A 26,248-nucleotide genomic window follows, 5' to 3' on the forward strand; every position below is an offset into this window, starting at 1 on the left:
TAATTACTAGTTACTAATCACCAATCACTAGTCACTAATTACTAATATCTTATTCAATGCATTATTATAAGCTTTAGCACTAGCCTCTATCACATCTGTACTGATTCCCCGACCAATATAAACTTTTTCATTATATTCTAATTTAACAACTACCTCTCCTAACGCATCTTTCCCACTCGTTACAGCATCGATCTTATACTCAATCAATTTACAGTCTAAATCAGTAATTCGATTCATAGCATCATAGACTGCATCAATTGGCCCGCCTTCAGAACAAGCTGATTCATTGATCTTTTGACCATCTCGTTCCATTTGGACAGTAGCAGTTGCCAATCCAGAAGTACTTGTCACCTGTAATAAACTGATCTCATAAACTTCAGGAACCTGACTAATCTCATCTTCAATAATTGCTTCTAGGTCGAGATTAGTTACCTTTTGTTTCTTATCCGCTAACTCCTTAAAGCGTCTAAACGCAGAGTTGAGCTCTTCTTGTTCTAACTGATAACCCAACTGCTTTAATCTATCTTTAAAAGCATGTCGACCAGAATGCTTACCTAAGACAATCTTATTCTCCTCTAGCCCAATCGTTCTAGCATCCATAATTTCATAAGTCGTTCGTTCTTTAATTACTCCATCCTGATGGATTCCAGATTCATGAGCAAAAGCATTCTTACCAACAATCGCTTTATTAGGTTGAATTTCCATTCCCGTTAACCGACTAACTAATTTACTAGTCCGGGAAATCTCTTTTAAATTAACATCAGTCTTCAAACCATAATAATCATATCTAGTATTAAATGTTAAAGCAATCTCTTCTAAAGCAGTATTTCCAGCTCGTTCACCAATACCATTAATTGTACATTCAACTTGCTCAGCACCATTTTGGATAGCCGCTAAAGAATTAGCCACAGCCAATCCCAGATCATTATGACAATGAACGCTGATTACAGCTTGATTTATATTAGGAACATTATCTTTAATATATTTTATGAGTCCACCAAATTCAGCTGGAGTAGCATAACCAACAGTATCAGGAATATTAATCGTCGTTGCTCCAGCTTCAATTACTCCTTCAAAAACTTGACATAAAAAATCAGGATCACTACGAAAAGCATCCTCCGCAGAAAATTCAACATTATCTGTATAATCTTTAGCATAAGTCACAGCTTCAACTGCTCGCTCTAATACTTCCTGAGGAGATTGCTGTAATTTATACTCCATATGAACCTTAGATGTTGCTAAAAAAGTATGAATCATTGGTTTTTCAGCTTCCTTAACAGCTTCCCAAGCCCGATCAATATCTTCTTTTGTAGCCCGGGCCAACCCAGCAATCGCTGGGCCAGTTACCTCCTGGGCTATCTTCTTTACAGCTGCAAAATCGCCTGGGGAAGCAATGGGAAATCCTGCTTCTATAACATCAACACCTAGCCTTGCCAATTGCTTGGCAATCTCTAATTTTTCTTTCATATTCAAATTAACCCCTGGTGACTGCTCACCATCACGCAAGGTAGTATCAAAAATTCTAACTCCCATTTACTTCACCTTCCCTTCTTAGTCCTCAATCCACTGCATCATATCTCTTAACTTCTTGCCAACCTGCTCAATCTGATGATTAGCATCGATCTCTTTTCGCTTCAAGTAAGCTGGTCTCCCAACTTGATTTTCTAATAACCAATCTTTAGCAAACTTACCTTCTTGGATATTTGTTAATAGCTCTTTCATTGCTGCTCTTGACTTGTCATTGATAACCTTTCTACCAGCAATCAAATCTCCATACTCTGCAGTATCAGAGATAGAATCTCTCATAGTAGCAATTCCACCTTCATACATCAAATCAACAATTAATTTTAACTCATGTAAACATTCAAAATAAGCTATCTCAGGCTGATAACCTGCTTCTACTAATGTATCAAAACCAGCTCTAACTAGCTCTGTAGCACCACCACATAAAACAGCTTGCTCTCCAAACAAATCAGTTTCAGTCTCTTCTTTAAATGTAGTCTCAATTACTCCAGCTCTCGTTCCACCTACACCTTTAGCATGGGCCAAAGCTAAATCCTTAGCATTTCCTGTTGCATCTTGATAGATTGCAATCAAAGCTGGCACTCCAGCACCTTCTGTATAAACTCTTCTTACTAGATGCCCTGGCCCCTTAGGAGCTACCATATAAACATCTACATCAGCCGGCGGCTTAATCTGTTCAAAGTGAATATTAAACCCATGTGAGAATACAAGAGCATTTCCTGCTTCTAAATTAGGCTCAATATCATTAGCATAAACCTTCTTTTGAACCTCATCAGGAAGTAAAATCTGAATTACATCTGCCTGTTGTGCAGCTTCTGCAGCAGTTACAGGTTCAAACCCATCTGCTACTGCCTGCTCATAGCTTGCTCCACCCTTTCTCTGTCCAACAATTACATCCAATCCAGCATCTCTCATATTTTGAGCTTGAGCATGCCCTTGACTTCCATACCCAATTACTGCAACCTTCTTTCCTTCTAAGTAACTTAAATCTGCATCTCCATTATAATACATATCTACCATTTCTACTCACTCCTCTTTTTTTTAATTTACAATTGATAATTTACAATGTACAAGTAGAAGCGTCAAAAACAAACTCTACTTAATTTTAAATTAGTAAATTATCAATAGCTTTTATTTTAAATTTATTTTAGCTAATTTACTACTTACTATTCACTATTCCTCCAGGTTCTTCAAACCCTTCGTGATGAAAAAATCAGCTCTTAGATTTTTAATTAATCTTAATCACTTGGGTTTTAACTATACATTGTAAATTGTACATTGTACAGTTGTTTCTTGCTTTCCCCTCCGGGTTCTGCGAACCCTTCGTGATGAAAAAATCAGCTCTTAGATTTTTTCTATCCACTATTCATTATTCATTATTCAATATTAATTATTAATTGCTCTTATTTCTCTCCTCTAACCATCGCTATCTTTCCAGTCTTAACCAACTCAATAATACCAAAAGGTCTCAATAACTCTTCAATTGCCTCAATCTTCTCTTCACTTCCAGTCATCTCAATTACTAAAGAATTAGCAGCTACATCTACAACCTTGCCTCTAAAGACATCTACAATCTGCATAATTTCAGAACGATTATCTAAATTAGCTTGCACTTTAATCAAAGCTAAATTCCTATCTATTGATGAATCATTCGTAATGTCACTGACTTTATAGACATCTATCAACTTATTAAGCTGTTTAGTAACCTGCTCTAAAACCTGTTCATCACCTTCGACTACAATCGTAATCCGTGAAACTTCTTGATCTTCAGTAGTCCCTACTGATAAACTATCTATATTATAACCACGCCTACTAAAGAGACTGGCGATTCTAGCCAACACACCTGACTTATTAGCTACTAAAACTGAAACTGTATGCCTCATTAGTTACCCTCCCCTAAGATCATATTATTAATCGCTCCTCCAGCAGGCACCATTGGGAAGACATTCTCTTCTTCTTCAATTATGAAGTCTAGAACTACTGGTTTTGGACTAGCAATTGCTCTTTCTAAAGCTCCTCTAACATCTTCAGCTTCGGTAACCCTGATTCCAACTGCTCCAAAAGCTTCTGCTAGTTTAACAAAATTAGGTGTCATTTCTGGACAATCATCTCCTGGTGCAGCACAGTTATCAGGACAAGACTTTCTCTTTCTTAAACAGGTAGAAGAGTAACGTCGTTCTTTAAATAATTGCTGCCATTGTCTAACCATCCCTAAATAATGATTATTTAAAATAATTACATTGACCGGCAACTCATAACTGACTGCTGTAGCAAGCTCTTGTAGGTTCATCTGGAAACTACCATCACCAGCAATACAGAAGACATCCTTTTCTGGATTCCCCATCTGAGCACCTAATGCAGCTGGAAAACCATACCCCATCGTTCCTAAACCTCCTGAAGAAGCAAAACTTCTTGGCTGGGTATATCTATGATATTGGGCAGCCCACATCTGATTTTGACCTACTTCAGTAGTAATCACTACTTGATCATTATCTGTCAAATTATCAATTTCATTAATTACCTTCTTAGCTGTCAACTTACCTGCAATAGGTGGTTGAGTAACAATCGATTCTTCCTTCCACTCTTGAATCTGTTGATACCATTCTTGGTGATCTTGCTCTTTAACCATCTGATTCAATTCAGCTAAGACCGTTTTAACATCACCAACAATTGGAATATCAACTGCTACTCGCTTAGAAACTTCAGCAGGATCTATATCAATATGAATTACCTTAGCTTCTGGAGCAAACTCCTCTAATTTACCAGTAATTCGATCATCAAACCTAGCTCCAATCGCAATCAATAAGTCAGTATCAGTAATAGCATAATTAGCCTGTTCAGTACCATGCATTCCTAGCATACCTAAAGATAATTCATCAGTCTCAGGAAAGGCTCCTAAACCCATCAAAGTTGTAGTTACTGGAATTTGAGCTTTTCTAGCCAACTCCCTTAACTCTTCAGCTCCTCCACTAGCAATTACTCCTCCTCCAGAATAAATGACTGGTCTTTCAGCCTCTTCAATTGCTTGACTGGCTTTCTTAATCTGTAACCCATGACCAGAATAATTAGGTTTATAACCTCTTAAATTAACCTCACTAGGATATTCAAATTCAGCCATATCCGCCTGAACATCATTAGGTATATCGATTAAGACTGGCCCTGGCCTCCCTGTTGTAGCAATATGGAAAGCTTCTTTAATAATTCTTGGGATGTCCTTTACATCCTGTACTAAATAATTGTGCTTTGTGATCGGAACAGTAATACCAGTTATATCTGCTTCTTGAAAAGCATCAGTTCCTAACATACTGGTTGCAACCTGACCAGTAAAAGCAACCATTGGAACTGAATCAATATAGGCAGTAGCTAATCCTGTAACCAAATTTGTTGCCCCTGGCCCAGAAGTTGCGATACAAACCCCAGGTTTACCAGTACTACGTGCATACCCATCAGCAGCATGGGCTGCTCCTTGTTCATGTCTAGTTAAAATATGTTCTAGTTGTGGTTCATCATACAATACATCATAAATCGATAATACAGCTCCTCCTGGATAACCAAATACCTTCTCTACTCCCTCCTCTAATAATGATTTAAGTACCATTTCTGCACCTGTCAACTTCATACTAAATTCACCCCTTCTAAAATTGTTAGATTTAATAATAGAAATTTGTCTTTTTAAGCAAAAACCTCTAGACCTGAGTAGTCTAGAGGCTAAATTAGGTACAGTTATCCCTATTACCTATTAATTATACCTACTAACTACTAACTACTCAGATTATAAAACTACTAAGACTACTTCTCTAATCAGCTACTTGATTTCATCAAAAGAACAAAATTATTATAAGTTTCTCTAATTCTAAAAAACTGTCTTCTTAAAAACAAAAAACCTCTCATCCAGATTAACGTAAATAGACATTAATCGGGACGAGAGGTCTTCCTCACGTGGTACCACCCTAATTTTTGCTATCATTTTACAATAATAGCCTCATTAAGTACTCACATATTTAGGTAAAATATGCTCTATACTTCAGCACATGATAACGGATGCTATCTTCTTAAGCAGTTAACTTAAGAAACCGGCATAACCTACTTGATTTCAGCTTGCAGCTCCAAGGAGATCTTCAATAACTAATTTTACCACTGGCTTTCACCACTCCCAGCTCGCTCTCGATAAAATTAAATTATCTACTCTTCCTTTTCTTCGCCTTTAACTAGATCTTCAATTCTTGATATTAAGTATAGAACATATCTGATACTTTGTCAAGAATTTTTTGTTCGGTTATACAGTTTAAGGGTGAGAGAAATAATAGATCTGACCTCGGTTCTCAGCTACTCCGATTCTCTGTAATCAAATCAAATTACTTCAGCCCCTCTCATTACTTTTCAGCTTTATTTATATTTAATTAACAGTATATGAAATATTGAAACTAATGTCAAGGATTATTTTTTTAATTTTAATCAGTTTATTGTTAACTCTGAAATATAACCATTGACAATCATCAGGTTATTTATTATAATGCCAATAGTAAGAGCAATTTACAGTTAAAACCTTTAACACAAAACCTACTAAAAGAACAAAATGAGCTGTCGCCCATTTCAGGTTAAGGTTAAGTCTGAGTCTAAGTAACCCATTTAAAAACAGTAAAATTAAAAAGTCATCCATAACCTTAAAAACCATAATTTACTAAGCAATAAAAAATTATTATGTTGAAGGAGTTATTACCTAATGAGACAAGAAATCAACTTTACTTTTCAACAATTACAGAATTGGAAGCAAAGTTTCAGCTTACAATTTGCCTGGCAGGATTATTATCCAGCCAGTATTGCTGCTACTTTAGCCTTATCAACCTTAAACAAAGAGGTTGATACAGGTTATTACTTAGCTCAACAAGAACTTAGAAGCACTCAACTTCCCAAGCTAAATGATAATCTAACTCTAACTAGTCAAATAACTAGACAGAAGAAGTTAAGTAATATATCTTATATAAGTTGTCAATCAAGAGCAAGTACAATTAAACAGAATTTAATTGAGCTTAAATCTAAATTAATTAAACCTGAAGTTGCTTCTTCTTATCAAGATAATCCCTACTTAGGTGATTCAACTTATTGGCGTAGCTTTACTACTCAACAAGTTTATAACTTTAGCCAATTAAGCTCTGATCCCAATCAGATTCATTTGACTGAACAGCCAGTTGTCCAAGGCATGCTTCTTTTATTGAGCCTAGAAGATTATCTAGCTCAGCAAGATAGATTTTTAAAAAAGTTAAAGATTAATTATCTTAGACCAGTTACAACAGGACAAAGAATTAATTTAGCCTGGGTAGAAAAGAATAGTCTCTTAGGTATTATTAAAAACCAGATTCATTTCAAATTAAAACTCAAGGAGGAATTTTAAATGACAAATAGTAAATTAACTATTCAAGATTTAACTTACTCAGCATTATTTGCTGCTCTAATTAGTAGTGTAGCATACTTAGCTATTCCAATCCCTTTTAGTCCAGTTCCAATTACATTACAAACACTTGTTGTGATGCTAGCAGGTGCTACACTAACAACCAAACAAGCTGGATTAAGTATGCTTATCTTTTTACTAGTAGGTATCAGTGGAGCACCAGTCTTTTCAAGCGGTAGAGCAGGAATTGGAGTTTTTGCAGGGCCATCAGGTGGTTATTTAATAGCCTATCCTTTAGGGGCAATCATTATTAATTTATTAGCTAAAAAAGATAGTTACTATCAAACTGCTCTAGCTATGATCTTAGGAGGACTTGTGATTATTCATCTATTAGGAGTACTCTGGATGGGTTTTGTAACAGAGATGGGTTTAGCTGAGGCTTTTATTTCAGGAAGTTTGCCTTTTATTCCTGGAGATTTAATTAAAGTAGTAGCAGCTGTTCCACTCAGTATCAAAATTAATAATAGTTTAGCAGGTCGAAGGTAATGGAAGAGGTTTATATTTTAGGAGGGCTTAGAACTCCAATTGGAAAGACTGGCGGAAACCTTAAAGAGCTGTTACCTGAAAAGATGGCAGCCTTTATCTTAAATCAAGCTCTCGAAAAGTACAATTTAGAAGCTGAAGTTATAGATGAAGTTATCTTAGGAAATGCAGTCGGCTTAGGTGGCAATATAGCTCGCCTCTCCTTATTAGAAGCAGGTTGGCCACTTGAAATACCAGGAACAACAATTGATTTCCAATGTGGTTCTGCCCTTAGTGCAATCAATCTAGGGGCCAACTTAATCAAAGCTCAGCAAAAGGATTTTGTAATTGTAGGTGGAGTAGAGAGTACAAGTCTAGAGCCTAAAAGGCAATTTCATGAAGCTGATCCCCGTTTTAGAAGAGCAGATCACTTCTTAGAACGTGCTATCTTCTCCCCTCCTTCCTTAGGGGATCCTGATATGGGCCAAGGTGCTGAAAATGTAGCAGAGTTAAAGAAGATATCTAGAAGAGCTATGGATCGTTGGGCTTTAAAGAGCCATCAGCGGGCCAACTCTGCTCAACAACAAGATATTCTTAAAGATATTATAGCTCCTTTAGAGGTCAATGGAGAGCTAATAGACTCTGATGAAAGTATCAGACCCCAAATATCTTCTAAATTACTTAGCAGAATGAGACCTGTCTTTAGAGAGGATGGTAAGGTGACTGCTGGAAATTCATGCTTGACCCATGATGGGGCAGCAGTGATTATTTTGGCTTCACAAGAAGCTATCGAAAGTTATAACTTATCCCCTCAAGCAAAATTTATCACAGGTGTTACTGTTGGAGTTGACCCTAACCTCTCACCATTAGGAGCTACTGCTGCTATTAAGAAACTCTTAACCAAGCAAGATTTAACAAGCAATTCTATTGATGCTGTAGAAATAAATGAAGCCTTTGCAGTCAAGATTTTAGCAGCTTTACAAGAACTAGAAATTAATGAGGAGCAGATTAATATTCTAGGAGGAGCTTTGGCCTATGGACATCCTTACGGAGCATCAGGAGCAATTATTCTACTCCATTTAATTCAAACCTTGCAAAAAATCGATGGCAAACTTGGTATCGCAGCTTTAGGAGTTGCTGGCGGACAAGGAATAGCCTCATTAATTGAAAGGTGTGATCAGTAAGATGTTAATTCATGGAACTTTAACTAATCATGCAGCAAACTCTCCAGACAAACCTGCTTTGATCACCCCAACAGAAAGATTAACCTACAAACAATTAAATACTAAGACTGATCGATTAGCCACTAAATTAGCAGCTATTACCGAACTAGGAGACAAGGTAGTGATCAATTTATCAGATCCAATCCAAAATATCTGCTTCTTATTGGCTGCTGCTAAAGCTGGATTGGTCAGTGTTGTAGTTGATTATCAATTAAGTGGGAGAGATTATCAACAATTAATTGAAGAAGCAGAGCCTGAATTTATCATTGCTGATGATTTTGAATTTACTACTGAACAAGAGGCTGAAGTACCTCAAGTAAGAACGAAAGATCTCTTTTTAGGAGCCTTAAGCTCTGGTAGTAGTGGCACACCAAAATTGATCTGGCGTGATCATTATAGTTGGGTCAGTGCCTTCAAACACCAAAGTAAGGTATTTAACTTAAGTAAGCAAGATCGAATCTTATTGGTTGGCCCGTTAAGTTATACGGCCAATCTCAATAATGCCCTCCATCTAATCTATGAAGGAGGTACAGTCGTAATAACTCGATCTAAATTTCCCAAGCAATGGCTTAAAGTAATCAGCCAAGAAGAGATCAGTGCTATCTTTATGGTTCCTGCCCATTATCGCTTACTACTTAAAGCTTTGCATAAACCATTACCCCAAATTAGATCATTGATCAGTGCTGGGGCCAAATTGGATGCTTCTACTGCTAAAGAATTGACAACTTACTTTCCTCAAGCTCAAGTCTGTGAATATTATGGAGCAAGTGAATTAGGCCATGTCAGTTATGCTTTTGCAGAAGAGATCATTAAATCGAAGACAACGGTTGGAAGAGCCTTTCCAAAGGTTAAGCTCTGGATTGAAGATGGACTGATCTGGGTTAAAAGTCCTTATCTAGCAGTAGATTATCGGCCACAAGCAACCAGCAAAGATTTAGGCTATCTCGACAAGGATGGTTATCTACATTTGACAGGTCGACAGAATAATCTGATCAATAAAGCAGGTTTTAAGATCAATCCAGTTAAGATTGAAACAGTAATTTTGCAACATCCACAGGTTTTAGAAGTTGCTGCAATTGGGATTAAAGATCAATTAAAGGAAGAAACTATAGCCTTAGCAATTGTGACAGCAGATTCACAACTGACTAAACAGGCTCTTAGAAAGTACTACCAGCAACAACTCCCTCAGCGATTTTGGCCCGAACAGATCATCTTTGTTGAGCAATTACCACAACTAGAATCAGGCAAGCTAGATCGACAGCAGCTTAAGGCTAAGTTTAAGATTAAGTATAAGTAAAACAAAGAAAGGTCGGGGTTAAAACCCCGACCTTTCTTACTATTCTAATTACTAATCACTAGCAATTAGTCACCAATCACTAGTCACTACTACCCCAAAACAGCTCCTGTATTTGCTGAACTTACTAACTTAGCATACCGAGATAAATAACCAGTCTTGATCTTTGGTTCTGGTGCTTCCCAGTTTGCTAATCGCTCTTCAATCTCTGCAGCACTTAATTTAACATTCAATTTACCATTAGGAATATCGATTTCAATAATATCTCCTTCTTCAACAGCAGCAATTGGCCCACCTTCCATTGCTTCTGGTGAAATATGACCAATTGAAGCACCTCTAGTTGCTCCAGAGAAACGACCATCAGTAATTAATGCTACTTCTTTATCCAAACCGACACCTGCTACAGCAGATGTTGGAGTCAGCATCTCTCGCATTCCTGGCCCACCTTTTGGCCCTTCATACTTGATCACTACTACATCTCCAGCTTTAATCTCACCATTATGAATAGCCTCTACTGTTTCCTCTTCAGAACTAAAGACTCGAGCTGGCCCTTGATGGACTAACATCTCCTCTGCTACTGCTGCCTGCTTGACAACAGCTCCATCAGGAGCAATATTTCCAGTCAATACAGCTAAGCCACCTGTTTGATGATAAGCAGTAGTAAAGTCTCTAATCACATCATCATTTAAGACCTCTACCTCTGCTAAGTTCTCTTCAATTGTCTGTCCAGTAGCTGTGATTAAATCTTCCTTAAGCAAGTTATTATCACTTAAGACCTTCATTACAGCTGGAATTCCTCCTGCTCGATCCAAATCTTGAATATGATGCTTCCCAGCTGGACTTAGACTACATAAATGTGGTACTTCCTCTTTAAATTGATTAATCAACTCTATATCTAAATCAATTCCTGCTTCATGTGCAATAGCTGGCAGGTGTAGTGCTGTATTAGTCGAACATCCTAAAGCCATATCAACCTTTAAAGCATTATCAAATGCTTCTTCAGTTAAGATATCTAACGGCTTAATATCCTTTTCGAAAAGTTCTAACACCTGTTGGCCCGCCTGCTTAGCCAATCTTACTCGCTCTGCATAAACAGCAGGGATTGTCCCATTGCCTGGTAAACCCAACCCTAAAACTTCTGTTAGACAGTTCATTGAGTTAGCAGTAAACATCCCTGCACATGAGCCACAACTTGGACAAGCACTATTTTCAATCTCTAATAATTCTTCTTCAGACATTTGATCTGTCTTAACTGCTGCTACTCCTTCAAAAACGGTCTTTAAATCTATATTCTCACCTTGATGGTGACCTGCTAGCATTGGCCCGCCACTGACAACTACTGTAGGAATATTCAATCTAGCTGCTGCCATTAGCATACCAGGCACAATCTTGTCACAATTAGGAATCAAAACCAACCCATCCAAAGCGTGAGCTTTAGCCATCGTTTCTACAGAATCAGCAATCAACTCTCTACTGGCTAATGAATAATGCATTCCTTGGTGTCCCATTGCTATCCCATCACAAACACCAATTGAGCCAAATTCTAAAGGTGTTCCTCCTGCTATTCTAATCCCATCTTTAACTCCTTGAGCAATCTTATCTAAATGGACATGGCCCGGAATCAATTCATTAACTGAATTACAAACTCCAATCAATGGCTTTTCTAACTCCTCATCTGTTAAACCCATTGCTTTAAATAATGATCTCTGTGGTGCACTATCAACTTTTTTAGTTACCTTCTCACTTCTCATCTTTTTCCTCCTCTGTAACTGCTTTTAATTTATCAAAAAACAAATTAATATTAACCACTTTTAATTAATTTTAAATATATTCTAACAAAAATCAAGCTGATAAGCAATCTTCTTTTCAAATTGAAGTTTTCCCAAAAATATACAGGAAAATTATTACAATTGTCTAATAACTAGTTATAGTAAAGCTAATTTGGGAGGGTTATTATGCCAAAAACAGAAAAAAAAAGTAACAACTTCCCCCTAATAGATTTAATCAAAGCACAATTCATTTGGTATCTAATCAACTTTTTGATCATATTTTTCCAAACTTACGTTTCTCCTGATGAATTACCATATCTAGAAGAAATATATTTTTTAATCTTTAGTATTATTGGACAAGGTCTATTTATCTCTTTTTTATTATATTGGACTACAATGATTTATGAATTATCCTTTGCAGAGCTAGGAATTAATCTCAATAATTTTCTAACTAATTTGAAATTAGGATTAAAAATAAGTTGTCCTTTCTTAATTGGAATTATTTTTATCCACTTAATCCTAACTACTGAACAAATAACTCCTTTAATTATAATTACTGATTTAGATCAGCTAGCTTCAAGTCTACTTTATTTTTTATTACTCTTTATTGGCTATTTAGTTCCTGCTTTCAGTAAAGAATTGTTTTACCGTGGCTTTATTTATTATCAATTCAGACAAAACTATGGTCTTAAATTAGGTTTCTTAGCTAGCTTAATTTATTACACGGTCAGTTACTTAGACTTTAGATTAAGTAGTCTATTGATCCATTTTATAGTAGGAGCAATTACTACTTATCTATCTCATAAGACAGATTCTTTATTAGCAGCAACAATCTTTCGCTCTACATATCAAGCCAGTTTAACTCTCTATCTATTTTCATTCTCCAACTGGCAATTTTAAATTACAAACTGACTTTAATTTTTGTTCCACATTCTGGACAACTTTTATCTACTAACTTAACCTGTACTTGATTATGACCTCTCTGAATCACTGGGTATTTACAGTCAGGACAATAAGTAGTTCGATGTTGTTCATTAGGGATATTTCCTAAGTAAACATAATCAAGCTTTTCTTCTGCAATATTTTTGGCTTCTAATAGTTTTTCTACTGGAGTAGGCTCTTTATGCAATTGATAACGAGGAAAGTAACGAGCAAAATGAACTGGAATCTGACAATCAAAGTCTGCTATCCAATCAACTAATTGCTTGATCTCTGCTTTAGAATCATTTAATCCAGGAATCAATAAGGTAGTAATCTCTAATAAAGTAGTTTTGTAGGTTAATTCGACTGTTTTTTTAACCGGATTTAATTTCCCTGCACAGATCCGCTGGTAAAATTCATCAGCAAAAGACTTTAAATCGAGATTAATAGCATCAATATAAGGTAATAACTCTTTTAGTGGTTGTGGATTAATCATTCCATTAGTAATTAAGACATTCTTCAATCCTTCCTGCCGGGCCAACTTTGCTGTCTCCAAAACATACTCATACCAAACCAATGGCTCTGAATAGGTATAAGCCAACCCAATTGAATCCTTAGCTAAAGCTAATTCGACAGCTTGCTGAGAAGAAAGTTCTTCAGTATCTCTTCTAGGTTCATGAGCAATCTTATAATTTTGACAGAACTTACATTTTAGATTACAACCTACTGTTCCCAAAGAAAGAATTTGACTCCCAGGCTGAAAATGAAATAGAGGCTTTTTCTCAATTGGATCCATAGCCACAGCACTGACCCGCTGATAAGTACTTGCCCGTAATTTACCTTCCTTGACTTCTCTTACCTGACACTCCCCCTGCTCACCTTCCATTAATAAACAAGCATGAGGACAAAGTTGGCACCTAACTGCATTACCTTCCTGCCTATAATATAATGCTTCTTTCACCTTCAGCCCCCCCTTTTAAAGCAGATAATAGTTGAGAATTAATAGTGAATAGTTATAGATCAAACCATTAAAACTTAAAAATTAACTATCTATAATGAATAATTTAGAATTAACATTCAAAATCAAAAACATTCAAAACTAGATATTTCATAATTAATAATTCTTAACTAAGATTTCAAAGTTATGATTCTTTAAGGTTTAGTTTTTTTACTATTAGTTATTCATTATTAACTATTAATTGCCCTTTAAGTGTGTCTTGTTACTGTAAAACGCATCAGCTCAATACCATCTTCATTAGAAGAAATTCCAGCTTTTCGTTTAGCAATTTCAACTTGCTTAGTAGCAGTATTAACCCCTTCTAAATCAGGTAATAACAGGCCAGTTCGCTCACCTTGCTTGACAATTACTCCATACTTTTTAGGGTCAAGTTGTTCTATATTCTCTATCTTTTCTGGCTCTCCTAATATATCTACTGAATAAGTCAACTCTTCTAATTCATTTAAATTAACAGATTCAAACCGTGGATCTTTAAAAGCAGCACTTAAAGCATTATTGATAACTTCCTCTGCTATATTAGCTTGAGTTGGTTCGGTAGTTCCTATGCACCCTCGCAGTTGCTCATCTTTTTTGATCGAGACAAAAACACCTGCTTGTTCTGTTAGTCTCGGATCTAAATCAGATGGTGGGTCAATTACTTCTTTGTTTTTAGCATATTCCTCTACCGTCTTCCGGGCCAACCTGACTACTTCACTCTCATTTTCCCTGATTTTTTCTAACTTGACCTTTTTATTAGCAATAATCTGCTCTAACAGGCTACTACCTTCAGTTTTACCTTCTACTCGATAGCTAGCTACTGCATAACCGACTCCAAAAGGCCCTTGGTAGGACAATACCCCTCCTTCTACATCTAAACCATCAATAGCACCTAACATAATAATCAATGGCCTTAAACCACATTCTCCTGCCTTTTCAATCAAAGAAGGATCAAGATTAAATACTTCTTCAACTTCCAAATCATCTAAATATTCCACTATAGCTTCATCAAACTCCCTACCACGAGGGTTAAATCCTGCTGGAGCATCAGTTGTTAAACGATGCGATAGATCACCACTAGCAACTACAGCTACTTTATAGCCAGCCCTTTGAGCAACTAGCTGAATTACCTTACCAAATTTATATAATTCTTCATAAGATAACATTCCCATGGTAATTGGTATTAGTGGCAGATCAATTCCAGCCTCTTTTAAATAATATAAAGGAACTAATACCCCATGATCTAATTTTAAATCAACATCAATTTTGCGAGCAGTCGCTTGATCAATTCTAGCTACTGTAATATCTGCCCTATTACTTGCTCTAATAATCTCTTGGGTAAGTTCTTCTTCTAATTGATAACTAAACTTCAAATCTCGATGACCAAATTGTGCAAAATCACCTACTAACTCCTGTTGGCTTAAAATACTGATTGCATCACTAAAGACTGGCCCGTGGGGGCTGATAGTGATAATTAAATCTGGATCTGACTCTTTAAGTTGTCGAGCAAATTGTTGCATACTTTCCTTAGTTTTTTCAACCTCTTCTAAATTATTAAGACCTATCTCAGGCACCAAAATTGGAGGATGAGGTGCCAAACCGGCAAAAACAGTTCCAGTCATCTTATCACTCCTTTTTTTATAATTATTTCCTCAAGATTGCTTCCTATTCATTTTATTCTTCCCTACTTCTTCATTATTCAATATTAAATGTTTTACTAGTTACTAATCACCAGTTACTAGTCACTAATAAATATACCTAGGCATAGAAAAAAGGAAGAGCTGACCCCTTCCTTATTAAAACTAAGATTATCTTTTTGAAAATTGTGGTGACTTACGTGCTTTCTTACGCCCATACTTTTTACGTTCTTTCATTCGTGGATCTCTAGTTAAGAAACCATGCTTTTTAAGTGCAGCACGATAATCTTCATCAGCTTCTAGCAACGCACGAGCAATTCCATGACGAATAGCTCCAGCTTGACCTGATGTTCCACCACCTTCAGCTTTAGCAATTACATCAAAATCACCTAAAGTTGCAGTTGCTTCTAGTGGTTGTTTAACTACTTGCTCTAATACATCTCTACCAAAGTATTCAGATAAAGGTTTATTATTAACAATAATTTTCCCATCACCAGGAATCAATCTAATACGTGCAGTTGAAGTCTTTCTTCGTCCAGTTCCTAAATATTCAACCTCTGCCGCCATAAAAAACTCCTCCTTCCAATATTTATATTATAATTCTAATTCTTTAGGCTGTTGAGCTTCGTGTGGATGTTCAGTTCCAGCATAGACTTTTAATTTCTTTAACATTTTACGACCTAATCTATTTTTAGGTAACATTCCTTTCACAGCATGCTCTATTACCAATTCAGGCTTCTTTTCTAGTAATTCACCATATGGTATAGACTTTAATCCACCAGGATATCTAGAATGCTTGTGATATAACTTTTGCTCCAGCTTATTACCAGTTAAATGAACTTGGTCAGCATTAACTACAATTACATAATCGCCAGTATCAACATGTGGTGTATAAATTGGTTTATGCTTTTCTCTTAAAACTTTTGCAATTTCTGAAGCAGCTCGACCCAAAGTCTTGCCAGCAAGGTCTACAACATACCATTCTCTATCAATTTCTTCTGGTTTTGCCATATATGTGCTCATAACTTTCCCTCCTTACAACTTGATTTATTTATATATTTTTAAGAACTGACCGGGGCTGTCAGCGGTAAATCTCAGACATATATATGTTTATTTTATTATACCAAACTACTACTGTCAAGAAGTTTTAACAGTTAATAATTTACTTTAGTTAATGATAATCCACAAGCAGGGGCAGTAGAACCAGCTAGCTTGCGATTTTTAGCTAATAGAACTTTCTTTACCCAATCAGGTTCCTGTTTTCCTATGGCAACTTCAACTAAAGTTCCAACAATAATTCTGATCATATTATATAAAAAGCCACTTCCTTTAATAGCTATAGTTATCAGGTGATCAGTTATATCAATCTCTAAACTATAAATTTGGCGAACTGGACTTTTAGCACTACAACCAGCAGCTCGAAAAGAGGAGAAATCATATTCTCCAACTAGATACTGTGCTCCTTCTTTCATTGCCTCTAAATTTAATTTATGATTAATATGATAAGTATAATTCCGTAAAAATGGTGAAGGAAATTTTTTGTTATAGATTTGATAATGATATAATTTCCCTGTAGTATCGTATCTAGCATGAAATTTGGGGCTAACTTCATGGGCATCAGTTATTACAATATCAGCAGGTAATTTAGTATTTAATGCTAAGGCAAATCGTTCAGTTGGAATTGAAGATTTAACTTTACAATTAAATACTTGTCCTTTGGCATGCACTTTAGCATCAGTTCTACTAGCTCCAATGATCTTGACTTCTTTTTTGATCAATTTCTGTAATGCTTTCTCTATCTCCCCTTGAATAGTTACTGCATTATTTTGACGTTGAAAACCATGATAATTCGTACCATCATAAGCAACAGTGCATTTTAGATTCCGCATCATTTCCACTCCATTATAAAAAAATAGCTACTAAACCTAGGTAAAACAAACTGAATATCATTGTTAAATAATCCCTGCTAGCTAAAACCAATACATTCATTCTTGTTCTATTCTCTCCTCCACGATAACACCTTGCTTCCATAGCTAAAGCTAATTCATCAGCTCTGCGAAAAGCATTTACAAACAAAGGAACAAGTAATGGAATCAAACTCTTAGCCTTATCAATTAAATTACCATTTTCAAAATCAGCACCTCTAGCCTGTTGAGCCTTCATTATTTTCTGTGCTTCTTCTAATAAGGTAGGAATAAACCTTAAGGCAATCGTCATCATCATCGCTAATTCATGAGCCGGCACTCCAATTTTTTTAAAAGGATTTAATAACCTTTCCAGTCCATCCGTTAATTCTAAAGGAGAAGTCGTCAAAGTCAACAATGAAGTAAAAGTAATCAAAAAGATTAAGCGTAATGCCATAAACAACCCTAATCTTAACCCTTCTTCTTCAATCCTTAAAAATCTCCACTGCCATAATACATCCCCACCTCTAGTCATAAATAAATGAATTAACAAAGTAAATAGAATAATAAATGTCAAAGGCTTAATACTTTTTAAAATTCGTTTTAAATTAATTTTAGCCATCATAGTTGCTAGGAAAATAAAACCAGCCAAAATAAAATAACCACTAAAAGTATTAATTAAAAACACAGTGGTAATAAAAAGCATTACAACTAAAATTTTAGTTCTCGGGTCAGATTTATGAACTACTGAATCCCGTTCAATATACTGACCAATCATAATCTCATCTAACATTATTTTAACCTCGCATTAACTTTAATATTTCCTGCTTAGCTTCTTTGACAGTAAAGATATCAGTAGCTACCTTGTTACCTTCACTTTTTAACTTCAATAATACTTCTGTAATCTGTGGTACTCCCAAACCAATCCCCTGTAAAAATTCCTGGTGCTGAAAAACTTCTGCAGGACTTCCTTCTAATACTAACTTTCCTTCATCTAACACTAAAACTCTATCAGCTAAACGTGCAATCTCTTCCATTCGATGAGAAATTAAAATAATTGTCAATGAGGTCTTTTGCTGTACAGCAACAATTTCAGTTATTATCTCTCGTCTAGTTTTAGGATCTAAGCCAGCTGTTGGTTCATCTAAAATTAAAATTTCTGGTTCCATAGCTAATACACCAGCAATAGCTACTCTTCTCTGTTGCCCACCGGATAACTTAAAAGGAGATCTATCCTTAAAGGTTTCATAGTCTAAGTTCACTACCTCTAAAGCATTTTTGACCTGCTCTTCAATTTCTTGTTCAGTTAATCCTAAATTTTTAGGACCAAAAGCCACATCAGCAAAGACAGTCTCTTCAAATAACTGATGTTCAGGATACTGAAAAACAAGACCTACTTTCTGTCTTACCTCTTTTAAGTTCTTAATTTTTGTAATATCCTGATCATCAATCATAATTTGACCTGCACTAGGTCTAATCAAACCATTTAAGGTTTGGACAAGAGTTGATTTACCTGACCCTGTATGCCCTATTAAACCAACAAACTCCCCTTGCTCAATCGCAAAATTTATATCCTGTAAAGAATAGTTATCAGGGTTTGCTTCCGAATCATAACTATGACTTAAATCTTTGACTTCAAGTAACATAACTTTTCCACCAACTCATCTATATTAAAAATATCAGGAGGGATATCTAAACCTGCCTGAGATAACTGAAAAGCCAATTCAGTCAATTGTGGAACATCTAAATGATATTTCTTAATCTCATCTACTTGGCTGAATATCTCTTGAGGAGTCCCTTCCAAAGCAATTTGACCTTGATCCATCACAATAATTCTATCTGCCAATAATGCTTCATTCATAAAGTGAGTAATATGGACTACTGTCATCCCTAACTTTTGATTCAAATCCTGTACAGTTGCCATTACATTTTCTCTACCAACAGGATCTAACATAGCAGTTGGTTCATCTAATACTAAACATGTAGGATTCATTGCTAAAATACCTGCAATAGCTATTCTTTGTTTTTGACCACCAGATAAATTATGAGGAGCATTACGCCTAAACTTTTCCATCCCAACTGCCTCTAATGCTTCTCTAACTCGTTCTTTAATCATTGCCGATTCAAGTCCCAAATTTTCTGGGCCAAAGGCTATATCTTCCTCTACAATATTGGCTACTAATTGGTTGTCAGGATTTTGGAATACCATGCCTATCTGTTGTCTAATTTGCCAAATGTTTTCTTGCTCAGAAGTGGCTTGTTCATTAACTAAGACTTGTCCATCAGTTGGTACTAATAATCCATTTAACATCTTAGCTAAAGTAGATTTTCCTGAACCATTATGGCCTACAATAACAACAAACTCTCCCGAATCAATTTCTAAATCGACTCCATTTAACACCCAATCTTGTTCTTCGTTATAGCGATAATATAGATCTGAAATCTCAATTAATGACATCTTCTCACCAGCCTAGTATAGGAAAAACAGCCATTGATGATACCGGACGAAGAAACAAGAAGCTCTTAACGTCCAGTATTATTCAATTTAGATGGCTGTTTAATAATTAATTCAATTTATTCTACTAACTCTAAAATAACCATTGGTGCTGCATCGCCTCTTCTTGGACCTAATTTCATAATTCGAGTATATCCTCCTGGACGGTCAGCAAATCGTGGTGCAATTTCATCAAATAAGGCCTCTACTGCTTCTCCATCCTGAAGTTGGCCCATTACTTGTCTACGAGCATGTTGAGTATCTTGTTTAGCTTTAGTAACTAGCTTTTCAGCAAATTTCCGTGCTTCCTTAGCTTTGGGCTCAGTAGTTTCAATCCGCTCATTTTTAAATAAAGCATTAGCTAATGAGATTAACAAAGCTTTACGTGATGAACTCTTACGACTTAATTTTCTTTGAGCCATAACTAATCCCTCCTTCTTTAATTCAATTTTATAACTCAGGCTGCTGTAAAGATAGATCCAATTCAGCTAATTTAGCCTTAATCTCTTGCAACGACTTTTTACCTAAATTTCTAACTTTCATTAAATCATCTTCTGTTATATCCGTTAATTCCTCAACAGTATTAATCCCAGCTCGTTTTAAGCAGTTAGAAGAACGAACCGATAATTCTAATTCTTCAATTGTAGTCTCTAAAATTTTATCCTTTTCTTCCTCTTCTTTTTCAACCATAATATCTGTATCATTAATCTCTTCATTAAGATTAATAAATAGATCCAGATGTTCTTCGATAACTTTAGCAGCTAAACTAATAGACTCTTCTGGATCAATACTTCCATCAGTTTTCACTTCTAAGATTAATCTATCAAAATCACTTCTGTTACCTACACGAGCATTTTCTACTTTAAAATTAACTCGTTCAATAGGAGAAAAAGAAGAATCAATAGGTATTACTCCTATTACATGTTCATCATCCTTATTTTCTTCTGCAGTAACATATCCTCGACCTTGTTCTACAGTAGCTTCTAAGCTGAAGTCGGCTTCTTCTGATAAAGTAGCAATATGAAGATCTGGATTTAAGATTTCTAAATTCCCACTTACCTGAAAATCACCAGCAACAACTTCTCCTTCACCACTTGCTTCTACTCGTAAAGTCTGAGGCTCTTGTTCGTCCATATCAATAAGTACTTCCTTTAAATTTAAAATGATATCTGTTACATCTTCTACAACTCCTGGAACAGTAGAAAATTCATGACGAACTCCTTCTATCTTAATAGAAGTTATTGCAGCTCCTGGTAAAGATGACAACATAATTCTTCTCAAAGAATTACCTAAAGTAATACCATATCCCCGCTCTAAAGGAGAAACAATAAACTTACCATAATCATCTGTAGATTCAATACGTTCAATTGATGGTTTTTGAATTTCAATCATTAACTTTAAACCCTCCCTTATAATAAACTAAATTTACTACAATTAGTTGAGGGTGATAACTTTTGGGCAGCAAACATACAAATTTATACTATTATCTAGAATAAAACTCTACAATTAACTGTTCTTGAATTGGAATATCAATCTCTTCCCGTACAGGTTCAGTTAAAACTTTTCCTTCTTTCTTCTCAAAGTTAACTTGCAACCAAGATGGAGTTTCTAAGTTAGCATTCATTTCTATATTTTCTTTAATTCTTTTCATATCTTTGCTAGCTTCTTTAACTCCAATTACATCACCTTCTTCTACTTGATAAGAAGAAATATCAACTCTGCTACCATTAACTTCAATATGTCCATGCCTTACAAGTTGTCTCGCTTCATTTCTTGAAGCAGCAAACCCCAATCTATATACAGTATTATCTAATCTTCTTTCTAATATTTTCAAGAAGTTTTCACCAGTAATTCCTGGTTTTCTCTCCGCAGTTTCAAAATATCTATTAAATTGATTTTCCAAAACTCCATAAACTCTTCTTACTTTCTGTTTCTCTCTTAATTGCATACCATATTCAGATGGCTTCCTACGACGCTTCTTACCATGCTCACCAGGTGCATAAGAACGACGTTCAATTGCACATTTATCAGAATAGCACCTTTCACCCTTCAAGAATAACTTTTCCCCTTGTTGTCGACACTGTCGACAAACTGGACCAGTATATCTTGCCATATTTATATACACCTCCACAGTTATATTTAAAACTATTAAATTAATTATACTCTACGACGTTTTGGCGGACGACAGCCATTATGTGGAATAGGAGTTACATCTTTAATTAAAGTTACTTCTATTCCAGTTGCTTGTAAAGCACGAATAGCTGCTTCTCGACCAGCTCCAGGCCCTTTAACAAATACTTCAACTTCTTTTAGACCATAATCCTGTGCTTCTTTTGCTGCTTTATCAGCAGCCATTTGAGCAGCATAAGGAGTACTCTTTCGTGAACCTTCAAATCCCAGGTTACCAGCACTTGACCAAGCAATTGTATTTCCTTTGCTATCAGTTAGCGTAACAATTGTATTATTAAAAGTAGATCTAATATGTGCTTGACCTCTTTCTACTCTTAATTTCTTCTTTTTGTTCTTTCGACGTGCCATATTATCCCTCCTCACATAAATTAAATTTAATATTACCTAGCTTAGTTTACTCCCACAGTCTTCTTAGGCCCTTTTCTAGTCCGAGCATTAGTCTGTGTTCTCTGTCCCCTAACCGGAAGACCTCGCTTATGTCTTAATCCTCTATAAGAACCGATATCTTTTAATCGCTTAATATTACTTCTTACCTCACGACGCAACTCTCCTTCAACAAGGTATTCTTCATCAATCATTTTACGTAATTTAGCTACTTCACCTTCAGTTAAATCACGTACTCTTGTATCAGGATCAATGCCAGTTGCATCCAAGATCTTTTGTGCAGTTGATTTGCCAATACCATAAATATAAGTCAACCCAATTTCAACCCTTTTATTCCGTGGTAAATCAACACCTTCAATCCGTGCCATAACTATAACACCTCCTAATTAATTATTAATAATTTATCCTTGACGTTGTTTATGTTTAGGATTTTCACAAATAACATAAACTCTCCCTTTACGACGAACAACTTTACATTTATCACAAATAGGTTTTACTGATGGTCGAACTTTCAATTCTAACCCTCCTTCTATCTAACTTAAATTAAGATTTATGACGATAAGTAATTCGGCCACGACTTAAATCATAAGGTGATAATTCAACAGTTACCTTATCCCCTGGTAGAATTCGAATAAAATTCATTCTCATCTTTCCAGAAACATGTGCTAATACTTTATGACCATTCTCTAATTCAACTCTAAACTTTGCATTAGGTAACGGTTCAACCACAGTACCTTCAACTTCAATCGGATCTTCTTTTGCCATTATACTATCCTTAACCCCCTCTAATTAATTTACACATCAACCTATCTTATCACTTCAATACACTATTATATCACAAAACAGATATTTTATGCAATTAAGGCTGAGTTAGAATTCGAAACCCTGACTCAGTGACTGCAACAGTATGCTCAAAATGAGCAGATAATTTACCATCACATGTTACAACAGTCCAACCATCATCTAAAGTTTCTACTTCACAGCCCCCAACATTAATCATTGGTTCAATCGCCAAAACCATTCCTTCTTTTAACCTAGGCCCTCGTCCAGGAGAACCAAAATTAGGAACTTGAGGCTCCTCATGCATATTCCGCCCAATGCCATGACCAACAAATCTACGCACCACAGAATAACCTGCCTGTTCTGCATGTTGTTGTACTGCATTAGAAATATCTGAAATTCTATTATCAACCTTTACTTGTTCAATACCTTTAAATAGAGCTTCCTTTGTTACAGTCAACAACCTCTCTGCTTCTTGAGAAACTTGACCAACTGCCAAAGTTTGAGCTGCATCACCATAATATCCATCAACAACCGCTCCAATATCAAGCCCTATAATATCACCTTCCTCAAGGCGATATTCACTTGGAATACCATGAACTACCTGTTCATTAATAGCAATACAAACAGTATTAGGAAAACCTTGATAACCTTTAAAGGCAGGTTTAGCTCCTTGAGCACGAATAAACTCTTCAGCTATCTGATCTATTTCCTGAGTAGTAATTCCAGGCTTAATTTTTTCAGCTAATACAGCATGAGTTTGGGCTACAATTTGACCAGCTTTCCTCATAGTGTCTATTTCACGAGCAGATTTTCTAATAATCATCTACTCTATCGCCTTTAAATCTTTTTTAATTCTTTCAAAGACTTGTTCAGGAGTTGTTTCTCCATCAATTACAAGTAGCAGATCACGTTCTTGATAGTATTCAATTAAAGGAGAAGTCTGTTCAGAATAAACAACTAAGCGCTCTTTGATTGTCTCTGGATTATCATCATCACGTTGATACAATTCTCCATCACATTCATCACAAACTCCTTCATCTTGTGGTGGACTAAATTCAACATGAAAACTTGCTCCACATTCAGAACAGACTCGTCTCCCAGACAAACGGTTAATAACTTCTTCATCACCGACATCAATATTAACTACAGCATCTAAAGCAAGTTCTAAATCCTGTAAGATATCGGTCAATTCATTAGCTTGATTTACAGTTCGTGGAAATCCATCTAGAATAAATCCTTCTTGACAATCATCTCTAGATAACCTTTCTTCAACCATTCCGACAGTTACTTCATCAGGCACTAATTTTCCTTGATCAATATATTCTTTGGCTTTTTTTCCTAAAGGAGTTTCATTTTTTATTGCCTCTCGAAAGATGTCTCCAGTAGCAACATGAGGCATAGAATACGTCTTTGCTAATCTTTTTGCTTGCGTCCCTTTACCTGCTCCCGGCGGGCCAACTAACAACAAGTACATATTTTATCACTCCTTATAATTATTTCATGAAACCTTCATAATGCCTTGCTAGTAATTGAGTTTCTACTTGCTTCATTGTCTGTAAAGCAACACCAATTACAATCAACAAGGCGGTTCCACCAAATCTTGCCTCAATACCCGTCAATACAATAATAAAATCTGGTATTACAGCAACTATTGCCAAGAAAATTGCGCCGACTAAAGTAATTCGGGTTAGCACTTTATCTAAATATTGAGCTGTTGGTCGTCCTGGACGACGCCCAGGAATAAATCCTCCACGCTTTTTCATATTGTCTGCTACTTCAATTGGATTAAAACTGATTGCTGTATAAAAATAAGTAAAGAAAATGATCAATACAGCATATATAATAGTATATAACCAAGAACCTGGGCTTAGAACTCTTGCTATTGCTTGAGCCCAATCATGTTGAATAAATTGAGCAATAGTAGCTGGAAATAATAATACTGAAGAAGCAAAAATTACCGGCATTACCCCAGCTTGATTAACCTTCATTGGGATATGGGTAGATTGTCCTCCATACACTTTACGTCCTACTACTCGCTTAGAATATTGAACTGGAATCTTTCGTTGCCCTTCATGAATATAAACAATTCCTGCAATTACTGCTACTGCAACAACTAAAAACAATCCTAAATTAAAAATATTAATTGTTCCTGCTCTTAGTTCTCTAAATGTAGCAGTAACTCCTGCAGGAAATCTAGATAGAATTGAAACAGTAATTAAAATTGAAATTCCATTTCCAATTCCATACTCTGTTATCTGCTCTCCAAGCCACATCAAAAATACAGTTCCGGCTGTTAAAGTAATAATAATTGTAAATAAAGAGAAAGCATTAGGATTAGCTATAGCTCCGTAATTTCTGATCATTAAAGTAATACCAACACTTTGAATTATTCCTAATGCAACGGTAGCATATCTGGTATACTGCATAATCACTTTTTGCCCTTCTTGACCTTGTTTAGAAAGTTCTTCTAATTTAGGGATAACAACAGTTAATAACTGTATAATAATGGATGCAGTAATATAAGGACTGATACTTAAAGCAAAAATAGTAAAGTTAGATAGAGCCCCTCCAGCAAACATGTCAAGGAATCCTAATACACCTTCACCACGAAATAACTCTTGTAATGCTTGAGGGTCAATACCTGGAACTGGAATTTGGGCTCCAATTCGATAAACAGCAACCATTGCTAACATAAACAGGATTTTATTTCTCAAGTCTTTAACTTCAAATGCACTACCTAGAGCTGATAACATCTATTATACCACCTCTACCTTTCCTTCAGCAGCCTCTATTTTTTCAACTGCAGATTTGCTGAATTTATTAGCTTTGACGGTCAAACTCTTTTCTAACTCACCATCACCTAAAATTTTGACTCCATCCTTTACTTTATCAATCAATCCTGCTTCTTGTAATTTGTCAATTGTAACCTCGGAACCATCGTCAAATTTATTAAGTGCTTCAACATTAACAATTGCAAATTCTTTTTTGAACTTAGCATTAGAAAAACCATGTTTAGGAAGTCGCTTGAATAAAGGAGTCTGTCCACCTTCAAAAGTAACTCTTACTCCTCCTCCTGAACGAGCATTTTGACCTTTATGACCTCGACCAGAAGTCTTTCCTTTACCAGAACCAATACCTCTTCCTACTCTCTTTTTCTTGCTTTTAGAACCTTCAGCTGGTTTTAGTTCATGTAATTTCATCCTTATTCACCTCCTCATCC

General features: G+C 35.7%; 29 protein-coding genes and 1 other annotated feature. Of the genes, 5 read left to right on the top strand and 24 right to left on the bottom strand.

Annotated elements, in window-relative coordinates:
• Positions 1-27: 27 nt before the first annotated feature.
• From MWH28_RS02130 to ilvB, 4 genes are all read right to left on the bottom strand, one after another.
• On the bottom strand, positions 28-1,533 hold the full coding sequence (locus tag MWH28_RS02130; RefSeq protein WP_248617616.1) for a 2-isopropylmalate synthase: 1,506 nt from the start codon (positions 1,531-1,533) through the stop codon (positions 28-30).
• Between the two features lie 18 nt (positions 1,534-1,551).
• Positions 1,552-2,544 carry a ketol-acid reductoisomerase gene (ilvC, locus tag MWH28_RS02135; RefSeq protein WP_248617617.1) on the bottom strand — a complete coding sequence of 331 codons (993 nt, stop codon included), beginning with the start codon at positions 2,542-2,544 and terminating at the stop codon, positions 1,552-1,554.
• Between the two features lie 383 nt (positions 2,545-2,927).
• A complete protein-coding gene (ilvN, locus tag MWH28_RS02140) occupies positions 2,928-3,407 on the bottom strand; it encodes an acetolactate synthase small subunit (RefSeq protein WP_248617618.1) in 480 nt (159 codons plus the stop codon).
• A complete protein-coding gene (ilvB, locus tag MWH28_RS02145) occupies positions 3,407-5,143 on the bottom strand; it encodes a biosynthetic-type acetolactate synthase large subunit (RefSeq protein ID WP_248617619.1) in 1,737 nt (578 codons plus the stop codon). Before ilvB ends, ilvN begins: the two co-directional genes overlap by 1 nt.
• A 295-nt stretch (positions 5,144-5,438) precedes the next feature.
• Positions 5,439-5,732, bottom strand: a binding site (T-box leader).
• A 515-nt stretch (positions 5,733-6,247) separates the two neighbouring features.
• Here ilvB and MWH28_RS02150 point away from each other — a divergent pair.
• Genes MWH28_RS02150 through MWH28_RS02165 form a run of 4 tightly spaced genes read left to right on the top strand, consistent with a single transcriptional unit; the run spans position 6,248 to position 9,955 of the window.
• Positions 6,248-6,916, top strand: a complete 669-nt coding sequence (locus MWH28_RS02150) for a hotdog family protein (protein WP_248617620.1) — start codon at positions 6,248-6,250, stop codon at positions 6,914-6,916.
• Positions 6,917-7,459: a biotin transporter BioY gene (locus MWH28_RS02155; RefSeq protein WP_248617621.1), complete on the top strand. Its 543-nt coding sequence runs from the start codon at positions 6,917-6,919 to the stop codon at positions 7,457-7,459.
• Entirely contained in the window at positions 7,459-8,619 is a 1,161-nt protein-coding gene (locus tag MWH28_RS02160) for a thiolase family protein (protein ID WP_248617622.1), read from the top strand. The genes MWH28_RS02155 and MWH28_RS02160 overlap by 1 nt, the downstream gene beginning before the upstream one ends.
• A 1-nt stretch (position 8,620) precedes the next feature.
• Positions 8,621-9,955 carry a class I adenylate-forming enzyme family protein gene (locus MWH28_RS02165; protein ID WP_248617623.1) on the top strand — a complete coding sequence of 445 codons (1,335 nt, stop codon included), beginning with the start codon at positions 8,621-8,623 and terminating at the stop codon, positions 9,953-9,955.
• A gap of 89 nt (positions 9,956-10,044) precedes the next feature.
• Here the strand turns inward: MWH28_RS02165 and ilvD are convergent, their stop codons facing one another.
• A complete protein-coding gene (gene ilvD, locus MWH28_RS02170; protein ID WP_248617624.1) occupies positions 10,045-11,703 on the bottom strand; it encodes a dihydroxy-acid dehydratase in 1,659 nt (552 codons plus the stop codon).
• Between the two features lie 204 nt (positions 11,704-11,907).
• Here ilvD and MWH28_RS02175 point away from each other — a divergent pair, with 204 nt between their 5' ends.
• Positions 11,908-12,621, top strand: coding sequence for a CPBP family intramembrane glutamic endopeptidase (locus tag MWH28_RS02175; protein WP_248617625.1), 714 nt, complete (start codon positions 11,908-11,910; stop codon positions 12,619-12,621).
• Between the two features lies 1 nt (position 12,622).
• Here MWH28_RS02175 and amrS read toward each other — a convergent pair whose 3' ends face one another.
• The 19 genes from amrS to rplO all read right to left on the bottom strand — a co-directional run bounded on the left by amrS (position 12,623) and on the right by rplO (position 26,228).
• A complete protein-coding gene (gene amrS / locus MWH28_RS02180) occupies positions 12,623-13,603 on the bottom strand; it encodes an AmmeMemoRadiSam system radical SAM enzyme (protein WP_248617626.1) in 981 nt (326 codons plus the stop codon).
• A gap of 245 nt (positions 13,604-13,848) precedes the next feature.
• A complete protein-coding gene (gene amrA, locus MWH28_RS02185) occupies positions 13,849-15,258 on the bottom strand; it encodes an AmmeMemoRadiSam system protein A (RefSeq protein WP_248617627.1) in 1,410 nt (469 codons plus the stop codon).
• 186 nt (positions 15,259-15,444) lie between these two features.
• Positions 15,445-15,840, bottom strand: a complete 396-nt coding sequence (gene rpsI / locus MWH28_RS02190; RefSeq protein ID WP_248617628.1) for a 30S ribosomal protein S9 — start codon at positions 15,838-15,840, stop codon at positions 15,445-15,447.
• A gap of 27 nt (positions 15,841-15,867) precedes the next feature.
• Positions 15,868-16,296: a 50S ribosomal protein L13 gene (gene rplM, locus MWH28_RS02195; RefSeq protein ID WP_248617629.1), complete on the bottom strand. Its 429-nt coding sequence runs from the start codon at positions 16,294-16,296 to the stop codon at positions 15,868-15,870.
• 131 nt (positions 16,297-16,427) lie between these two features.
• Positions 16,428-17,162, bottom strand: a complete 735-nt coding sequence (truA, locus tag MWH28_RS02200; protein WP_248617630.1) for a tRNA pseudouridine(38-40) synthase TruA — start codon at positions 17,160-17,162, stop codon at positions 16,428-16,430.
• A 13-nt stretch (positions 17,163-17,175) separates the two neighbouring features.
• Positions 17,176-17,970 (bottom strand): energy-coupling factor transporter transmembrane component T family protein, encoded by a 795-nt coding sequence (locus MWH28_RS02205; protein ID WP_248617631.1) that lies wholly within the window; start codon positions 17,968-17,970, stop codon positions 17,176-17,178.
• Positions 17,971-17,974: 4 nt separating this feature from the next.
• Positions 17,975-18,823, bottom strand: a complete 849-nt coding sequence (locus tag MWH28_RS02210; RefSeq protein ID WP_248617632.1) for an energy-coupling factor transporter ATPase — start codon at positions 18,821-18,823, stop codon at positions 17,975-17,977.
• Complete coding sequence (locus tag MWH28_RS02215) at positions 18,799-19,635, bottom strand: energy-coupling factor transporter ATPase (RefSeq protein ID WP_248617633.1); 837 nt, start codon at positions 19,633-19,635, stop codon at positions 18,799-18,801. The genes MWH28_RS02210 and MWH28_RS02215 overlap by 25 nt, the downstream gene beginning before the upstream one ends.
• 116 nt (positions 19,636-19,751) lie before the next feature.
• The gene (gene rplQ / locus MWH28_RS02220) at positions 19,752-20,093 is read right to left on the bottom strand and encodes a 50S ribosomal protein L17 (protein ID WP_248617634.1); all 342 of its coding nucleotides are present in this window, start codon (positions 20,091-20,093) and stop codon (positions 19,752-19,754) included.
• Positions 20,094-20,121: 28 nt separating this feature from the next.
• Positions 20,122-21,063 carry a DNA-directed RNA polymerase subunit alpha gene (locus tag MWH28_RS02225; protein ID WP_248617635.1) on the bottom strand — a complete coding sequence of 314 codons (942 nt, stop codon included), beginning with the start codon at positions 21,061-21,063 and terminating at the stop codon, positions 20,122-20,124.
• Positions 21,064-21,154: 91 nt separating this feature from the next.
• Positions 21,155-21,784 (bottom strand): 30S ribosomal protein S4, encoded by a 630-nt coding sequence (rpsD, locus tag MWH28_RS02230; protein ID WP_248617636.1) that lies wholly within the window; start codon positions 21,782-21,784, stop codon positions 21,155-21,157.
• 44 nt (positions 21,785-21,828) lie between these two features.
• The gene (gene rpsK / locus MWH28_RS02235) at positions 21,829-22,209 is read right to left on the bottom strand and encodes a 30S ribosomal protein S11 (protein WP_248617637.1); all 381 of its coding nucleotides are present in this window, start codon (positions 22,207-22,209) and stop codon (positions 21,829-21,831) included.
• 41 nt (positions 22,210-22,250) lie between these two features.
• Complete coding sequence (gene rpsM / locus MWH28_RS02240) at positions 22,251-22,613, bottom strand: 30S ribosomal protein S13 (protein ID WP_248617638.1); 363 nt, start codon at positions 22,611-22,613, stop codon at positions 22,251-22,253.
• A 33-nt stretch (positions 22,614-22,646) separates the two neighbouring features.
• The gene (gene rpmJ / locus MWH28_RS02245; protein ID WP_013277182.1) at positions 22,647-22,760 is read right to left on the bottom strand and encodes a 50S ribosomal protein L36; all 114 of its coding nucleotides are present in this window, start codon (positions 22,758-22,760) and stop codon (positions 22,647-22,649) included.
• Between the two features lie 28 nt (positions 22,761-22,788).
• Entirely contained in the window at positions 22,789-23,010 is a 222-nt protein-coding gene (gene infA / locus MWH28_RS02250; RefSeq protein ID WP_248617639.1) for a translation initiation factor IF-1, read from the bottom strand.
• Positions 23,011-23,104: 94 nt separating this feature from the next.
• Positions 23,105-23,851 (bottom strand): type I methionyl aminopeptidase, encoded by a 747-nt coding sequence (gene map, locus MWH28_RS02255; protein ID WP_248617640.1) that lies wholly within the window; start codon positions 23,849-23,851, stop codon positions 23,105-23,107.
• Positions 23,852-24,502 (bottom strand): adenylate kinase, encoded by a 651-nt coding sequence (locus MWH28_RS02260; RefSeq protein WP_248617641.1) that lies wholly within the window; start codon positions 24,500-24,502, stop codon positions 23,852-23,854.
• Positions 24,503-24,521: 19 nt separating this feature from the next.
• On the bottom strand, positions 24,522-25,781 hold the full coding sequence (gene secY, locus MWH28_RS02265; protein WP_248617642.1) for a preprotein translocase subunit SecY: 1,260 nt from the start codon (positions 25,779-25,781) through the stop codon (positions 24,522-24,524).
• Positions 25,782-25,784: 3 nt separating this feature from the next.
• Positions 25,785-26,228, bottom strand: a complete 444-nt coding sequence (gene rplO, locus MWH28_RS02270) for a 50S ribosomal protein L15 (protein WP_248617643.1) — start codon at positions 26,226-26,228, stop codon at positions 25,785-25,787.
• Positions 26,229-26,248: the final 20 nt, after the last annotated feature.

Origin of the sequence: Natroniella sulfidigena, assembly GCF_023223645.1 — a bacterium.
Lineage (GTDB): Bacteria > Bacillota > Halanaerobiia > Halobacteroidales > Halobacteroidaceae > Natroniella > Natroniella sulfidigena.

Excerpts from the sequence above, each read along its gene's own strand:
- MWH28_RS02130 (WP_248617616.1), bottom strand. The coding sequence starts at position 1,533 with ATGGGAGTTAGAATTTTTGATACTACCTTGCGTGATGGTGAGCAGTCA.
- ilvC (WP_248617617.1), bottom strand. The coding sequence starts at position 2,544 with ATGGTAGATATGTATTATAATGGAGATGCAGATTTAAGTTACTTAGAA.
- ilvN (WP_248617618.1), bottom strand. The coding sequence starts at position 3,407 with ATGAGGCATACAGTTTCAGTTTTAGTAGCTAATAAGTCAGGTGTGTTG.
- ilvB (WP_248617619.1), bottom strand. The coding sequence starts at position 5,143 with ATGAAGTTGACAGGTGCAGAAATGGTACTTAAATCATTATTAGAGGAG.
- MWH28_RS02150 (WP_248617620.1), top strand. The coding sequence starts at position 6,248 with ATGAGACAAGAAATCAACTTTACTTTTCAACAATTACAGAATTGGAAG.
- MWH28_RS02155 (WP_248617621.1), top strand. The coding sequence starts at position 6,917 with ATGACAAATAGTAAATTAACTATTCAAGATTTAACTTACTCAGCATTA.
- MWH28_RS02160 (WP_248617622.1), top strand. The coding sequence starts at position 7,459 with ATGGAAGAGGTTTATATTTTAGGAGGGCTTAGAACTCCAATTGGAAAG.
- MWH28_RS02165 (WP_248617623.1), top strand. The coding sequence starts at position 8,621 with ATGTTAATTCATGGAACTTTAACTAATCATGCAGCAAACTCTCCAGAC.
- ilvD (WP_248617624.1), bottom strand. The coding sequence starts at position 11,703 with ATGAGAAGTGAGAAGGTAACTAAAAAAGTTGATAGTGCACCACAGAGA.
- MWH28_RS02175 (WP_248617625.1), top strand. The coding sequence starts at position 11,908 with ATGCCAAAAACAGAAAAAAAAAGTAACAACTTCCCCCTAATAGATTTA.
- amrA (WP_248617627.1), bottom strand. The coding sequence starts at position 15,258 with ATGACTGGAACTGTTTTTGCCGGTTTGGCACCTCATCCTCCAATTTTG.
- rpsI (WP_248617628.1), bottom strand. The coding sequence starts at position 15,840 with ATGGCGGCAGAGGTTGAATATTTAGGAACTGGACGAAGAAAGACTTCA.
- rplM (WP_248617629.1), bottom strand. The coding sequence starts at position 16,296 with ATGAGCACATATATGGCAAAACCAGAAGAAATTGATAGAGAATGGTAT.
- truA (WP_248617630.1), bottom strand. The coding sequence starts at position 17,162 with ATGCGGAATCTAAAATGCACTGTTGCTTATGATGGTACGAATTATCAT.
- MWH28_RS02205 (WP_248617631.1), bottom strand. The coding sequence starts at position 17,970 with ATGTTAGATGAGATTATGATTGGTCAGTATATTGAACGGGATTCAGTA.
- MWH28_RS02210 (WP_248617632.1), bottom strand. The coding sequence starts at position 18,823 with ATGTTACTTGAAGTCAAAGATTTAAGTCATAGTTATGATTCGGAAGCA.
- MWH28_RS02215 (WP_248617633.1), bottom strand. The coding sequence starts at position 19,635 with ATGTCATTAATTGAGATTTCAGATCTATATTATCGCTATAACGAAGAA.
- rplQ (WP_248617634.1), bottom strand. The coding sequence starts at position 20,093 with ATGGCTCAAAGAAAATTAAGTCGTAAGAGTTCATCACGTAAAGCTTTG.
- MWH28_RS02225 (WP_248617635.1), bottom strand. The coding sequence starts at position 21,063 with ATGATTGAAATTCAAAAACCATCAATTGAACGTATTGAATCTACAGAT.
- rpsD (WP_248617636.1), bottom strand. The coding sequence starts at position 21,784 with ATGGCAAGATATACTGGTCCAGTTTGTCGACAGTGTCGACAACAAGGG.
- rpsK (WP_248617637.1), bottom strand. The coding sequence starts at position 22,209 with ATGGCACGTCGAAAGAACAAAAAGAAGAAATTAAGAGTAGAAAGAGGT.
- rpsM (WP_248617638.1), bottom strand. The coding sequence starts at position 22,613 with ATGGCACGGATTGAAGGTGTTGATTTACCACGGAATAAAAGGGTTGAA.
- infA (WP_248617639.1), bottom strand. The coding sequence starts at position 23,010 with ATGGCAAAAGAAGATCCGATTGAAGTTGAAGGTACTGTGGTTGAACCG.
- map (WP_248617640.1), bottom strand. The coding sequence starts at position 23,851 with ATGATTATTAGAAAATCTGCTCGTGAAATAGACACTATGAGGAAAGCT.
- MWH28_RS02260 (WP_248617641.1), bottom strand. The coding sequence starts at position 24,502 with ATGTACTTGTTGTTAGTTGGCCCGCCGGGAGCAGGTAAAGGGACGCAA.
- secY (WP_248617642.1), bottom strand. The coding sequence starts at position 25,781 with ATGTTATCAGCTCTAGGTAGTGCATTTGAAGTTAAAGACTTGAGAAAT.
- rplO (WP_248617643.1), bottom strand. The coding sequence starts at position 26,228 with ATGAAATTACATGAACTAAAACCAGCTGAAGGTTCTAAAAGCAAGAAA.